The organism is Borreliella americana, from assembly GCF_021043605.1.
GTDB lineage: Bacteria > Spirochaetota > Spirochaetia > Borreliales > Borreliaceae > Borreliella > Borreliella americana.
Genome location: NZ_JAJNFB010000001.1, coordinates 1 through 13,635, shown reverse-complemented (window position 1 = coordinate 13,635; position 13,635 = coordinate 1). Strand labels below are relative to the sequence as shown.

The 13,635-nt window shown below is 29.4% G+C and carries 12 protein-coding genes; 6 read left to right on the top strand and 6 right to left on the bottom strand.

What is annotated here, in order from left to right; genetic code table 11:
* Positions 1 to 9 precede the first annotated feature (9 nt).
* The 4 genes from LRB30_RS00060 to pdeB are packed head-to-tail and all read right to left on the bottom strand — an operon-like array spanning position 10 to position 3,530.
* Positions 10 to 483 (bottom strand): S-ribosylhomocysteine lyase, encoded by a 474-nt coding sequence (locus LRB30_RS00060; protein ID WP_231013683.1) that lies wholly within the window; start codon positions 481 to 483, stop codon positions 10 to 12.
* A complete protein-coding gene (gene metK / locus LRB30_RS00055; protein WP_231013684.1) occupies positions 480 to 1,658 on the bottom strand; it encodes a methionine adenosyltransferase in 1,179 nt (392 codons plus the stop codon). The genes LRB30_RS00060 and metK overlap by 4 nt, the downstream gene beginning before the upstream one ends.
* A complete protein-coding gene (locus tag LRB30_RS00050; protein WP_231013687.1) occupies positions 1,655 to 2,368 on the bottom strand; it encodes a 5'-methylthioadenosine/adenosylhomocysteine nucleosidase in 714 nt (237 codons plus the stop codon). The genes metK and LRB30_RS00050 overlap by 4 nt, the downstream gene beginning before the upstream one ends.
* Before the next feature lie 22 nt (positions 2,369 to 2,390).
* The gene (pdeB, locus tag LRB30_RS00045; protein WP_231013688.1) at positions 2,391 to 3,530 is read right to left on the bottom strand and encodes a cyclic di-GMP phosphodiesterase PdeB; all 1,140 of its coding nucleotides are present in this window, start codon (positions 3,528 to 3,530) and stop codon (positions 2,391 to 2,393) included.
* A gap of 124 nt (positions 3,531 to 3,654) precedes the next feature.
* Between pdeB and LRB30_RS00040 the strand changes: the two genes are divergently transcribed.
* The 6 genes from LRB30_RS00040 to LRB30_RS00015 are packed head-to-tail and all read left to right on the top strand — an operon-like array spanning position 3,655 to position 11,854.
* Positions 3,655 to 4,422, top strand: a complete 768-nt coding sequence (locus tag LRB30_RS00040) for a hypothetical protein (RefSeq protein ID WP_231018589.1) — start codon at positions 3,655 to 3,657, stop codon at positions 4,420 to 4,422.
* A gap of 12 nt (positions 4,423 to 4,434) precedes the next feature.
* On the top strand, positions 4,435 to 5,907 hold the full coding sequence (gltX, locus tag LRB30_RS00035; RefSeq protein WP_231014172.1) for a glutamate--tRNA ligase: 1,473 nt from the start codon (positions 4,435 to 4,437) through the stop codon (positions 5,905 to 5,907).
* A 17-nt stretch (positions 5,908 to 5,924) separates the two neighbouring features.
* Positions 5,925 to 7,262, top strand: a complete 1,338-nt coding sequence (locus LRB30_RS00030; protein ID WP_231014171.1) for a glycine--tRNA ligase — start codon at positions 5,925 to 5,927, stop codon at positions 7,260 to 7,262.
* Positions 7,259 to 8,476 (top strand): tyrosine--tRNA ligase, encoded by a 1,218-nt coding sequence (tyrS, locus tag LRB30_RS00025; protein ID WP_231018588.1) that lies wholly within the window; start codon positions 7,259 to 7,261, stop codon positions 8,474 to 8,476. Before LRB30_RS00030 ends, tyrS begins: the two co-directional genes overlap by 4 nt.
* Positions 8,477 to 8,486: 10 nt before the next feature.
* Positions 8,487 to 10,778 (top strand): AAA family ATPase, encoded by a 2,292-nt coding sequence (locus LRB30_RS00020; protein ID WP_231018587.1) that lies wholly within the window; start codon positions 8,487 to 8,489, stop codon positions 10,776 to 10,778.
* A 17-nt stretch (positions 10,779 to 10,795) separates the two neighbouring features.
* Entirely contained in the window at positions 10,796 to 11,854 is a 1,059-nt protein-coding gene (locus tag LRB30_RS00015) for an NAD(P)H-dependent glycerol-3-phosphate dehydrogenase (RefSeq protein WP_231014167.1), read from the top strand.
* 23 nt (positions 11,855 to 11,877) lie between these two features.
* Here the strand turns inward: LRB30_RS00015 and LRB30_RS00010 are convergent, their stop codons facing one another.
* A complete protein-coding gene (locus LRB30_RS00010) occupies positions 11,878 to 12,159 on the bottom strand; it encodes a PTS transporter subunit EIIB (RefSeq protein WP_231014166.1) in 282 nt (93 codons plus the stop codon).
* A 7-nt stretch (positions 12,160 to 12,166) separates the two neighbouring features.
* Positions 12,167 to 13,543 (bottom strand): aminopeptidase, encoded by a 1,377-nt coding sequence (locus LRB30_RS00005; protein WP_231014165.1) that lies wholly within the window; start codon positions 13,541 to 13,543, stop codon positions 12,167 to 12,169.
* Positions 13,544 to 13,635: the final 92 nt, after the last annotated feature.

Genomic DNA, 13,635 nt, shown 5'->3' with positions numbered 1-13,635 from the left:
TTTATAAGCTTAAGGATATTTTAAATTTTCTTCTTTAATATTGTTTAATGTTTGTAAGTATTTAGAAGATTCATATTTAGCCATATCAAGGTTATGTTCTTTGTAATTTCCGCATTCCTTATCACTTGCGCCTGGAATAGGTTCTGAAAAATTTACAATTTCGGAAAAAATCCATGATACTAGATCAATAAGATCTTTACTTTCATAATCTCCAAAAATTATTAAGTAAAATCCAGTCCTGCATCCCATAGGACCAAAATATACTATTTTTTCGGCCCAAACTTCATTATTTCTAAGCAAAGTAGCTCCTATGTGCTCTATTGTATGTATTGCTGCGTTTTCAATTATTGGTTCGATGTTGGGAGCTTTGATCCTAATGTCTATTGTAGTAAATATTACATTTTCAAAGGTATCTTTTCTTGAGACATATATGCCAGGGTTTAGTTTTGTATGATCTATTGTAAAACTTGTTATTTTTTTCATTTTTTTAGCACTGTTTGTATTTTTTTTACAAAATCTAATTTTTCCCATTCAAATTCATTTTTTCCAAAATGACCATAGGTACAAGTTTTAAGATATATGGGTTGTTTTAGCTTTAATTTTTCAATTATACCATTGGGAGTTAAATCGAAGTTATTAACAATAAAATTTAATATTTTGTTTGCATATTGAGGATCATTTATTCCTGAAGTTATTTGAATAGATATTGGGTTTTCAATTCCAATTGCATATGCGAGCTGTAGTTCAAATTCTTTAGAAATTCCGGCTGCCACCATATTTTTTGCGATATATCTTGCCATGTAGGCAGCTGATCTATCTACTTTTGTGGCATCTTTTCCGCTGTATGCTCCTCCTCCGTGTCTTGCAAATCCTCCATAACTATCAGCAATAATTTTTCTTCCTGTAAGACCAGTATCCCCGGTAGTTCCCCCAATTACAAAATTTCCAGAAGGATTAATGCAATAAGTAGTATTTTCATCAAGCATTGATTTGTCTTGAATAGTGGGCTTGATAATTTCTTCAATTATTGTTTGGTGTATTAGTTTTTGGGAGATGTTTGGATGATGTTGATGAGATACTATAATGTTTTTTATTTTTACAGGTTTCCTGTTTTTATCGTATTCTATAGTAACTTGAGATTTTGAGTCGGGTCTTAACCATTTTATTGCTCCTGATTTTCTAAGATTGCTAGCTTTTTTTAGAATTGAATTGGCTAGTTCATAAGGAGCGGGCAAAAAATTTTTTGTTTCATCGCAGGCATATCCAAATATGATTCCTTGATCACCTGCTCCAAGGGCATTGGACCCCTTTTTTTCAATTGCGTTTATAATGTCACGTGATTGATTGCCAACAGCGTCTATTACTGTTATTGTTTTGTAATCAAGTCCATAAGCAATATTTGTGTAGCCTATATCTTTGATGATATTCTTAGCAATTTCTTTTATATCTATGTTTCTTTTTACAGGACTATTTATTTCTCCCGCTATTACTACTAAATTTTGTGCAACTATAACTTCGCAAGCTACTTTTGCATTTTTATCTTCTTTTAGTATTTCATCAAGGATGGCATCAGAGATTTGATCTGCAATTTTATCTGGATGTCCTTCAGATACAGCCTCAGAAGTTAAAGTTTGGTTAGCCGCTATTATTTTATTCATATTAGCCTAATAAGTTCCTTTGTCATTTTGCTTGAATTTATTGATGATGTTTTTAAAAATTTATTAAAGTCTATATGGTTGTTTTTATTGTTTGGTAGATCAGAAATTGAACGGATTATTATGAATGGTATTTTAAATATGTGTGCTACTTGAGCTATTGCAGCTCCTTCCATATCTACAGCTAAAGCATCTTTGAAATTTTTTTTAATTGTTGTAAGATTTTTTTCATTTTCAACAAATTGATCTCCTGTTAGTATTAAGCCAATGTGGATATCAATGTTTAAAAGTTTGTTGTCAATAATATTGACTACTTTTTTCACTAGCTCTTCATCTGCTTTAAACTTTTGTGGCAAATTAGGGACTTGTCCTATTTTGTGTCCAAACTTGGTTAAGTCAAAGTCATAGTATGCTATTTCTGAGGATACTATGATATCTGATATTTTAAGGTTGGAGTTTTCTTTTATCCCCCCAGAACTTCCAGAGTTTATTATGTGAGTAATTTTATACTTAGAGATAATTTGACTACTCCAAGTTGCTGCGTTAACTTTTCCAATTCCTGTAGTTAAAGATATTACATCTTTTCCTAAAATTTTTCCTTTATAAATCTTTTTATTTTCTAAGTAGTCGTTTAATACAATTTCTTCTTTGTTATCAAGTATTTTATTTATTTCTTCTGATTCTTCTTGCATGGCTGCTATTATCAAAATCATGCTTTTTCTCCTTTTAAGTGTATTATATAATATTTATTAAAGAATATTTATTTTTAATTAGCTCTATTTCATTTTGATTGAGTATTTTTTTTATTCCCGTATTTGTATTTGGTATGGACTGAACATTAGATTGTTCATTTTTGTCTACAACTTTTCCATTTTTTATTATGTAGTGGATGTATGGGAAATTGGGGTTAGAATCATCTATGTCTACTATTTTTGCTATAGAATTGTCATTAAGTTCTACAATAAAGTCTAAAGGACAAGAAGATATTGCATTGATTATTAACTTTAAGACTCTTTTGTCAAATTTTTTGTCGGCATCTTTGATTAATTCAATAATAGATGCTCCAGAATTAAAAGATTTTTTGTATGTCTTATCTAAAATGATAGCAGAATAGGCGCTGCTGGCGCCTATTATATTTGATTCTATGCTGATATTTTCACTTGTTAAGCCCTTGGGATAGCCAGTTCCGTCTAGATTTTCTTTATGTGTTAGAAGCGTCAAACATATTGATCGTGATAAGTTACTTGTTGAAGCTATTTTATAGCTTATTATGGGATATTTTTTTATTATTTCTAGTTCTTCTGCAGTTAATGCTTCTTTTTTTTCGCTGATTTTTGGTGGAATAAATAAAAATCCTATTTTATGTAAAAGAGCAATACTACAAAGTTCTACTGTTTTATAGTTATTTAATCCCATTTCATTGCCAAGGGCTACTGTTAGGATAGCTGTATTTACTGAGTGAATAATGTGATAGTTTGCAGAAAGCTTGGGAATTCTAAAATATTTGATAAAAAATTTTTTCTGTTTCTTGTAAAATTCCATTACTTTTTTTACAGTGGGCAGAATATCTTGGTAATATATTTTTTTATTTCTTTTGCAATTTTCATAAATTTCTTCTAAATTACTTATTATTACATGATAACTAGAAATAGCCTCTTCGTTGAATTTTTTGTGTATTTCTTCATATTCTTTTTTAACAGAATCGTCACTGAAAAAATTTTTTCTTTCTTTAATGTATGGCTTTAAGTTCCATTTTTCAATAAGTTCAATGTTTTTGTCTCCAATAAATGCATTCTCAGGCCAAACTAAAAATTCCTTGTCTATTAAATATGATGAATTTTTTATATTTTTGATAATGCTTTCAGAATTTTGCATTTATTCCCTTGAAATTAAGCCCTATTAACCATGTATATCATATTATTTATTAATTGTCTATCTATTAGTATAATGTATTTATTATATCTCAATTTTTGAATTAAGCTTTTTTTAAGAGATTTTTATGGTAGAAAAAATTCGCTTAGGTTTTAATGTTATTTTTCTTGGATTATTTATTTATTTTCTGGCAATTTTAAGATTTCAAATGAAATTAAGCTTCATTTTGTTTAATTATCAATTTATTGTAATCTATTTTTTGTTAGTGATTGTTTTTAATGTTATTTATTCCCAATATTTTTTTCCAAGATTGTATTTTATTTTAAATGGGATGGAAGATACATTTACTTTTTTGAAGCTTAAAATGGTTCGTAAAAAGCTTAAAAGTGTTTTTGAAATATCTATTCTTCTTAGATTTATTTTAATAAAACAAGATAAAAAAAGCCTTGATGAGCTTTATTTTTATTTAAAAGATACCAAATTAAGGCATAAGACAATAATAGAGCTTTATTCTGTTCTTATTAGTTTTAGAGAAAAAGAAAAGGCTTCTAGTTTAATTTTAAATTACAAGTACAGTGTAAATAAGTGGGTGAAATATTGTGAGGCTCTTAGTATGTTGTCATTTGAAGAGCACTCAAAGCTAAAAGAGTTGGTAAATTTTTTAGATAAGTTTTTTTTAAAAAATGATATTTTTACTATTTATTTCTATTATTTATTGCGAAAATCAAAAACATCTTTTGATTTGCTTGAAAGAAAAAAAATTGAGATTAGAAATCGATACTATAAATTTAAAAACAGAATAGATTCTAAACATACAAGGCTACTTGGTTCGAATTTATTTTTTGTTGTTTTTTATTATATTTATGATTTTTCTAAAAAAGATGTTTTTTATTAAAGGAGTTTTGTTTTGAGTATAAGGGTTCGTTATGCACCTTCTCCAACAGGCTTGCAACATATTGGTGGGATTAGAACAGCTTTGTTTAATTATTTTTTTGCAAAGTCTTGTGGAGGTAAATTTTTGCTCAGGATTGAGGATACAGATCAGAGCAGGTATTCTTCAGAAGCTGAAAATGATCTTTATTTAAGTCTTAAATGGCTTGGTATTTCTTTTGATGAGGGCCCTGTTGTAGGAGGTGATTATGCACCGTATGTTCAGTCTCAAAGAAGTGCAATATATAAGCAGTATGCTAAATATTTAATTGAATCTGGGCATGCTTATTATTGTTATTGTAGTCCTGAAAGGCTTGAAAGGATTAAGAAAATTCAAAATATTAATAAGATGCCACCTGGATATGATAGGCATTGTAGGAATTTAAGTAATGAGGAAGTTGAAAATGCGCTAATTCAAAAAATCAAGCCCGTTGTCAGATTTAAAATTCCTTTAGAAGGAGATACTAGCTTTGATGATATTTTGCTTGGAAAAATTACATGGTCAAATAAAGACATTAGTCCTGATCCTGTAATTCTAAAGTCAGATGGATTGCCGACTTATCATCTTGCCAATGTTGTTGATGATTATTTAATGAAAATTACCCATGTATTAAGGGCTCAAGAATGGGTTTCTTCAGGTCCATTGCATGTGCTTCTTTATAAGGCTTTTAAATGGAAACCTCCTATTTATTGCCACCTTCCAATGGTTATGGGAAATGATGGTCAAAAATTAAGCAAAAGACATGGTTCAACAGCTTTAAGACAGTTTATTGAAGATGGATATCTTCCTGAAGCTATTATTAATTATGTTACTTTGCTTGGTTGGTCTTACGATGATAAGAGAGAATTTTTTTCAAAAAATGATCTTGAGCAATTTTTTTCAATTGAAAAGATCAATAAATCTCCTGCTGTTTTTGATTATCATAAGTTAGATTTTTTCAATAGCTACTATATTAGAGAAAAAAAAGATGAAGATTTGTTTAATCTTTTACTCCCTTTTTTCCAAAAAAAAGGGTATGTTTCTAAGCCTAGCACTTTAGAAGAGAATCAACAATTAAAGTTATTAATTTCTCTTATAAAGAGTAGAATTAAAAAATTAAGCGATGCTTTAAATATGACTAAATTTTTTTATGAGGATATTAAATCTTGGAATTTAGATGAGTTTCTAAGCAGAAAAAAAACAGCCAAAGAGGTTTGTTCTATTTTAGAATTAATAAAGCCTATTTTAGAAGGATTTGAAAAAAGATCATCAGAGGAAAATGATAAAATTTTTTATGAATTTGCCAAGAGTAATGGTTTTAAATTGGGAGAAATTCTTCTTCCTGTTAGAATTGCAGCGCTTGGCAGCAAAGTCTCTCCACCGCTTTTTGATTCTTTAAAATTGATAGGCAAGTCTAAAGTTTTTGAAAGAATAAAATTAGCACAGGAATTTTTAAAAATAAATGAATAGCTATTAAGGATATTTTTATGGTTAGAATGGAAGATATTATTTCTCTTGCAAAAAGAAAAGGGTTTGCATTCCAGTCCTCAGAAGTTTATGGAGGCCTTTCAGGAGCTTGGGACTATGGTCCTTTGGGAGTTGAGCTTAAAAAAAATATAAAGAAGGAGTGGTGGAAGAGCATGGTGTACTTGCATGAAAATATTGTGGGTTTAGATAGTGCTATTTTCATGCGCCCCGAAATTTGGAGAGCATCAGGTCACGTTGATGGTTTTTCGGATTCTATGGTTGATTGCAAAGATTGTAAAAGTAGATTTAGAGCTGATTTTGTTGATTTGTCAAAAAATTGTCCGAATTGTAAAGTTGGGAATAATTTTACTTTTCCAAGAAGTTTTAATTTGATGTTTAAGACCCATATTGGAGTAGTGGAGGACAGTTCTAGTGAGGTTTATTTAAGACCTGAGACCGCACAAGGAATTTTTGTTAATTTTAGAAATGTTTTGGATTCTTCAAGGCTTAAGATCCCTTTCGGGATTGCTCAGGTAGGTAAAGCGTTTAGAAATGAGATAGTTACTAAAAATTTTATATTTAGAACTTGTGAGTTTGAGCAAATGGAAATGCAGTTTTTTGTTCATCCCAAACAAATAGACGAGTGGTTTTGTTATTGGCAGCAAAATAGAATGAATTTTTTTACAGAAACTCTTAAAATCAGGCCTGATAAATTAAGATTTAAGGCTCATGATTCAACACAGCTTGCTCATTATGCAAAAGCTGCATTTGATATTGAGTATGAATTTCCGTTTGGATTTCAGGAAGTAGAAGGCATTCACAATAGAGGCAATTATGATTTAACTCAGCACGCTAAATTTTCTAATAAGCCCAAGATATTTGAGTATCATGATTCGTTAACAAAAGAGAAATATGTGCCTTATGTTATTGAAACTTCTGCTGGTCTTACAAGGTCTGTTTTAATGACCCTGTGTGATGCTTATTCTGAAGAAGAGCTCTCAGATGGAGATAAGCGTATTGTTTTACGCTTACACCCCAAGTTGGCTCCTTACAAGATTGCTATATTTCCTCTTGTCAAAAAGGTTGAGCTTATTGAGGTTGCCAGAAGGATTTATATGGAGCTTTGCGATGATTTTCATGTATTTTATGATGATAGTGGAACAATAGGCAAAAGGTATAGACGCCAAGACGAAATAGGGACTCCTTATTGCGTAACGATAGACTACAATACTATTGAAGATGAGACAGTTACTGTTAGGGAAAGAAATAGTATGACTCAGAAGAGAATTTTTATCAATGATTTATATTCATACATTAAAACAGAGATTTTAAATTATAAAGAGGATTTTAATAAATGAATTTTGCATTAAGTCTTTTATATGAACGTGGATTTTTAAAGCAATGTACATCTTTAGAAGTTTTAAGTGATTTAATGGATAGAGAAAAAATAGTTTTTTATGTAGGAGTTGATGCAACATCTAGTTCTCTTCATATTGGTCATTTGATTCCCTTTTTAGCAATGATGCACCTTGGGCAACATGGTCACATGCCAATTGTTTTGATCGGAGATTCTACGGCAAAAATAGGCGATCCTTCTGGAAAAAGTGGGATGAGAAAAATTTTATCTTCAGAAGAGATTAGCAATAATGCCATGTTGATAAAAAATCAACTTCAAAGAATAACCAAGTTTGCTTCAGAATGTTTTATTCATAATTCAAATTGGTTAGATAATCTCAATTATATTGAATTTTTAAGAGATATTGGCATGCATTTTTCTGTTAATCGTATGTTAAGCTTTGAAACTTATAAAAGAAGGTTAGATTTTGGACTTTCATTTATTGAGTTTAATTATCAACTTTTACAGTCTTATGATTATTATATGCTTAATAAAATTAAAAATTGTAGACTTCAAATTGGTGGTGATGATCAATGGGGGAATATTATTTCAGGGGTTGATCTAATTAGAAAAAAAAATGGATCGGAAACTTTTGGGCTCACGTTTCCACTAATTACAAGAAGTGATGGAAAAAAGATGGGTAAATCAGAAAAAGGTGCTGTTTATCTTGATTCTAATCTTTATAGTATTTATGATTTTTATCAGTATTTTAGAAATACTTCAGATTTTGATGTGAAAGCTTTTTTATATCTTTTTACCTTTTTAGAAAAAGATGAAATTGAATTAATTTCAAATTTTAAGGGAAATGCTTTAAATAAAGCTAAAGATATTTTAGCTTTTGAGATAACTAAAATTGTTCACGGAGAAGCGAAAGCTTTGAAAGTTCAAGAAGCATCTTTTGCTGCATTTAGGGGAAGTGGAGATAGAAGTAATATTCCATTTTTTAAATTTGGCTTTTCTAATCCAGAAGAAGAGGTGTTGTTAGTTGATTTGATGCTAGATTCCAAAATTGTGCCTAGCAAATCAGAAGGTAGAAGACTAATTAATTCTGGGGGTGTTTATATTAATGGCAAAAGGGTAGAAAATCAGAGCCACCTTCTTACTAAAAAGGATTTTAATAACAATGAAGTTGAATTAAGATTAGGTAAAAAAAAATTTTTACGAATTGTTTTATAGTTGATTTTGAATGTATGATAGAAGAGCTTTAAATTGTTTGTTTTTCAACACTTTTTTGTTTTTCATGGAGTCTAAGCATCTTGTGTTTACAGAAGAGCACATTTTTTATGGGCTTGTTAAAAGCGATAAAGTTAAAGAGCTGCTTAATTTGTGTGCAATTGACTTTTGTAAACTCAATAAACAATTAAAAGAATTTTTTAGTAAACTTCCCTTAAGAAGCAATTATATTCCAGACTATGTTTCTAGTATAGATTATTTGTATGACGATATAATTAGTGCTCTTTTTTTTTATAAAAAACCCTATAAAATACAAGAAAAAGATTTATTGTGGGTGCTTGTCAAAAAAAGAAAAAATAGTATTTTAGATTCGCTTCTTAGTTCAGGTTTTAATTTGACTATTTTTGACAAACTTATTGAAGTTCATGATTATTTGGCTGTAAATACTAAATCTGCCTCAGGCGACAGTGAATTAATTGCACAGTATATTCATAATAATACGCCAAAAATAAAAGGAGGTTTTCATATTTTTGATGATAAGCGTGATAAGTTGGATCAAAATAATATTTTCTTAGATGGTAAAGATTCTATTGGTAATTTTTTAACAAACGTTATTGATGCTTTAGATTTAAAATATAATCCTTTAATTGGTAGAAATCGAGAATTATCTCGACTAATCCAGGTGATACTTAGAAAGCATAAAAGTAATCCTATTTTATTTGGAGAACCTGGTGTTGGGAAAACAGTATTAATCCAAGGTCTTGCATATAAAATAAAAGTAGAAAATGTTCCAAAGGATTTAATAGGGTATGAAATCTATTCTCTTGATATTGGTAGGCTTGTTTCAGGTACTAAATATAGGGGAGATCTTGAGAGTAGAGTGAATAGGGTTTTGGATTTTTTAAACTCAAGAAAAAAAGTTGTGCTTTTTATTGACGAAATCCATATGATAGTAGGGGCAGGAGCTACTTCATTTGGTAGTATGGATATTTCCAATTTGTTGAAGCCCATTCTCACTTTGGGAAAAATTAAATTTATTGGGGCCACTACAGAATATGAATATAGAAAATTTTTTTTAAAAGATAAGGCTTTAATGAGAAGGTTTCAGAGCATAGAGCTCAAAGAGCCCAATTTTGAAGACACTTATAATATTTTGCAGGAAATTAAAAAAGATTATGAGAGATATCATAATGTGGAATATACAGACGAAGCAATACAAGCTTGCATTCTCATGTCTCAAAAATATATTAAAGATAGATTTCTTCCAGACAAAGCTTTTGATATTTTAGATGAATTGGGCTCTAAATTTAGACTTGAAAACATAAAAAGGGTCATAACAAAAGACGATGTTTGTGATCTGATTAAATCCATTGTTGGTTCTAATATTTTTAATTTTGAAGAGTATGATAGCGAATTGTTGATTAATTTAGAAAATAGAATAAAAAAAGAACTTATTATACACGATAACTTGGTATTTGATTTGATATTAAATATTAAATTATTAAAATTCAATTTACTTGCTAACAGAAGTACTATCGGCATATTTGCCTTTGTTGGTGCTTCTGGATCAGGAAAATGCAAATTGACGGATATTTTATCACAAGAGTTTAAAATTCCGAAATTTAGTCTTAACATGGGTGTGTATAGTGATTTTAATTCTCTTGATAGATTGATTGGGCCTGTTTTAAGTAATGAGGGGTATTATGAATCTACTGGATTTTTTAAATTTTTGAACAAATCTTCCAATTCTATTATTTTTTTATCAGATTTTGATAAATGTAATAAAAGGGTTTTGGATTTTTTTTTAGAGGGGTTTAAAACAGGTAAACTTTTTGATGGTCTTGGAAAAAAGGTAAGTTTATCAGAAAGTTTAATAGTAATAAGTATTAATGCTGAGGTCAAGGAGCTTAATAGTATTGGCTTTAAAAATAAAATGGCAGGGGAAAATGATTTTAACTTTATATTAGAGAAGAGATTGCCTAATGAATTTTTAGAGTTAATAGATCATGTGTTTGTATTTAAATCTATTGATGAGTTAGATTTTGAAAAAATCATTTTTAATGAACTTAATCGTTTTGCAAGGATATTAAGAGATAGGAAATTTGATCTTTTTTTTGAAAAAAGTGTTGTTGATTATATTCGAGAAAAGATCTATGGTAAGGGTTACAGCTTAAAAAGTGTTAGAAAATTTATATTCAAAGAATTGGGAAAGCTTTTAATAGATGAAATTCTTTTTAAGAAAATTGAAAATTCTGGTAAAATAAAAATCTATTTAGATGAAACAATAAAATATGAGTTTTTATAAGGTTATAGGGAGTATTTATGAAAATATCAGTAATAGGAGCAGGTGCTTGGGGAACAGCTATTGCAAAGTCTTTAGCAGATAAATTTGATTTTAATATTTTTTTATGGGCCTTTGAAGAAGATGTTAAGAATGGTATTAATAATGACAATGTAAATGTTAAATATTTAAAGGAAATTAAATTGCCAAAAAATTTAGTTGCAAGTTCAGATTTGCTTGAAGTTGTAACAATGTCTGATTATATTTTCATTGCAACACCATCTCCTTTTACTGTTGACATTTTAAAAAAATTGGATCAATTTTTACATTCTTTAGGGATAAAGCCAAAGCTAGCAATACTTACAAAAGGATTTATTACTTTTGATGGTAAAATTCAAACAGTTATTGAAGCTGCTGAGAGAGTTATGAAGGGATATAAAGATGAAATTACTTATATTGTTGGGCCAAGTCATGCTGAGGAAGTTGGGCTTGGTGTGATAACAGGGCTTGTTGCGGCTAGCAATAACAGAGAAAATGCATATTTATTTATTAATTTATTTAGTAAAACCCCAATTTCTTTATTTTATAGTAATGATGTTTTTGGGGTGCAAATAGCAGCAGCTTTAAAAAATGTGTTTGCAATTGCATTTGGAATTTTGGATGCTTATAAATTGAATTATCCCAATTTAATAGGAAATAATACAGAATCATTTTTATTTTCAATATCCTTAAATAATATAAAAGATATTGCAATGGAACTTGGGGGAAGAAATATTGAAACGTTTTTATTTTTGTCTGGTTCTGGCGATTTAGATGTTACTTGTAGAAGCATGTTTGGAAGAAATAGACGATTTGGAAATGAAATTGTTAGCAAAAACATTTTAGAAAGCTTTTTTAGCATAGATGATTTGATAAATAATATTGAAAAAATTGGATATTTACCAGAGGGAGTTTTGGCTGCTAAATCAATTTTTTCCCTTTTAAAACAATTAAATCGTGATCTAAATTCTAATAGTTTGTTAAGCATTATATATAAAATTTTGAATAAAGAGTTGGCGCCTGAATCTGTTATTGAGTATATGAAAGATGCTAGACAATAAAATAAAGCCCCCTCTCAGGGGCTTTATTGTTTTTGCTCATTCATCATATATAAAATTTTATTATAAACATCTTCGATTATTTCAAAATTCATAACAACTTCTGTAAGTTCATTAGATTTAATGGTTCCTATTATGTTGTCATTTTTTGTTAAATCGTCTCTTTTGACTAAAGAATTGCTGTCTACTAGAATTTTTATTCGTGTTAGGTCTTTGTTTATGTTTTTTATGTTTTTAATTCCCCCAAAGCACTCTATAATATGCTCAGCTACTTTGATTTTATTTGTTTTTTCTAAATCTACTACCATAGTAATTTTATTCCTTGTAGAAAGCTTTATATGCTAAGTAGGCATTGTATAAATCAAATTTAGAAGTTATTTCCATTGGAGAATGCATACTTATAACAGCTGGGCCCATGTCTATTGTTCTTATTCCATAGCTAGCTAAGAATTTGGCAACAGTTCCTCCCCCTCCTTCTTCTACTTTTCCAAGTGTTGCTACTTGCCAGGCTATATTGTTTTTATTTAATAATTGTCTAATGTAAGAAACAAGTTCAGCATCAGCGTCGCTGGCCATACTTTTTCCACCGTGCCCTGTGTATTTCATTATAGGTATTCCATAGCCAAGTTTGGGAGCATTTTGTTCGTCATGAACTGAACTAAATAGTGGGTTTATTGCTGCACAAACATCAGCAGAAATGCTTTTTGAATTCCACAAAGCTTTTTGGACGTGAATATTATTGTATTCTGATTTTTTAATTTTAAAGATCATGTCAGAAACAAAGTATTCAAGATATCTTGAGTCTAGTCCTGTTGAACCTGTTGAACCAATTTCTTCTTTATCTACAAGAAAGCAAATAGCTGTTTTGTTTGGAGTCTCTTCAAGATCAAATATAGATTCTAGTGAGGTGTAAACGCATATTTTGTCATCTTGTCCGTAAGCGCCAATTAAGGCTTTGTCAAATCCAACGTCTTTTGCTGTTCCTGCAGGCACTATTTCAATTTCTGATGATACAAAATCCTCTTCTTCTATTTTGTATTTTTCTTTTATTAGTTGCAAAGTTGCCAGTTTAACTTTATTTTTTTCTTTTGTTTCGATTGGTAGGCTTCCAATTAAAATTTTTAGATTTTCTCCCTCAATAATTTCATCTGATTTTTTATTTCTTTGTATTTTTCTATCAAGATGGGGCAAAATGTCGGGAATTACAAATACAGGATCGTTTTCATTATCTCCAATGTTGATTTCAACCTTCTCTCCATTTTTTAAAAATACCACACCTCTTATTGAAAGGGGTGTAGATAACCATTGATACTTTTTTATTCCCCCATAATAGTTGGTTTTAATAAATGTAAGTTCATTTTCTTCAGAGATTGGTGAGGGTTTTGCATCAAGTCTTGGTGAATCTGTGTGAGAAACAATGAAATTCATTCCATCTTCAATAGGATTTTTGCCAATAATAGCAAAAGCAACAGATTTTTCTCTACAGGTATAAAAAATTTTATCGCCTGGCATTAAATTTTTTTTCTCTTCAGCGTTAATAAATCCCAATTTTTTTGCTTTATCTAGGGCATAGGCTAAAACTTCTCTTTCTGTTTTAAATTTACTTATAAATTTTTTGTAGCTTTCAGAAAAATTGAAAATTTGATTTTTTTCTTCTTCATTTAAATATATCCATGGATTTTGTTTTTTCATATTAATAAGACCTCCTGTTTCATTTTAACATTTTAACTAAAATAACAAAGAATTCTCCACCTATAATTTCTATGAAATTTAGGTGGAGATGA

What these genes read in the sequence shown, in the direction of transcription:
- LRB30_RS00060 (WP_231013683.1), bottom strand. Translation starts at nt 483, where the DNA reads ATGAAAAAAATAACAAGTTTTACAATAGATCATACAAAACTAAACCCT.
- metK (WP_231013684.1), bottom strand. Translation starts at nt 1,658, where the DNA reads ATGAATAAAATAATAGCGGCTAACCAAACTTTAACTTCTGAGGCTGTA.
- LRB30_RS00050 (WP_231013687.1), bottom strand. Translation starts at nt 2,368, where the DNA reads ATGATTTTGATAATAGCAGCCATGCAAGAAGAATCAGAAGAAATAAAT.
- pdeB (WP_231013688.1), bottom strand. Translation starts at nt 3,530, where the DNA reads ATGCAAAATTCTGAAAGCATTATCAAAAATATAAAAAATTCATCATAT.
- LRB30_RS00040 (WP_231018589.1), top strand. Translation starts at nt 3,655, where the DNA reads ATGGTAGAAAAAATTCGCTTAGGTTTTAATGTTATTTTTCTTGGATTA.
- LRB30_RS00030 (WP_231014171.1), top strand. Translation starts at nt 5,925, where the DNA reads ATGGTTAGAATGGAAGATATTATTTCTCTTGCAAAAAGAAAAGGGTTT.
- tyrS (WP_231018588.1), top strand. Translation starts at nt 7,259, where the DNA reads ATGAATTTTGCATTAAGTCTTTTATATGAACGTGGATTTTTAAAGCAA.
- LRB30_RS00020 (WP_231018587.1), top strand. Translation starts at nt 8,487, where the DNA reads ATGTATGATAGAAGAGCTTTAAATTGTTTGTTTTTCAACACTTTTTTG.
- LRB30_RS00015 (WP_231014167.1), top strand. Translation starts at nt 10,796, where the DNA reads ATGAAAATATCAGTAATAGGAGCAGGTGCTTGGGGAACAGCTATTGCA.
- LRB30_RS00010 (WP_231014166.1), bottom strand. Translation starts at nt 12,159, where the DNA reads ATGGTAGTAGATTTAGAAAAAACAAATAAAATCAAAGTAGCTGAGCAT.
- LRB30_RS00005 (WP_231014165.1), bottom strand. Translation starts at nt 13,543, where the DNA reads ATGAAAAAACAAAATCCATGGATATATTTAAATGAAGAAGAAAAAAAT.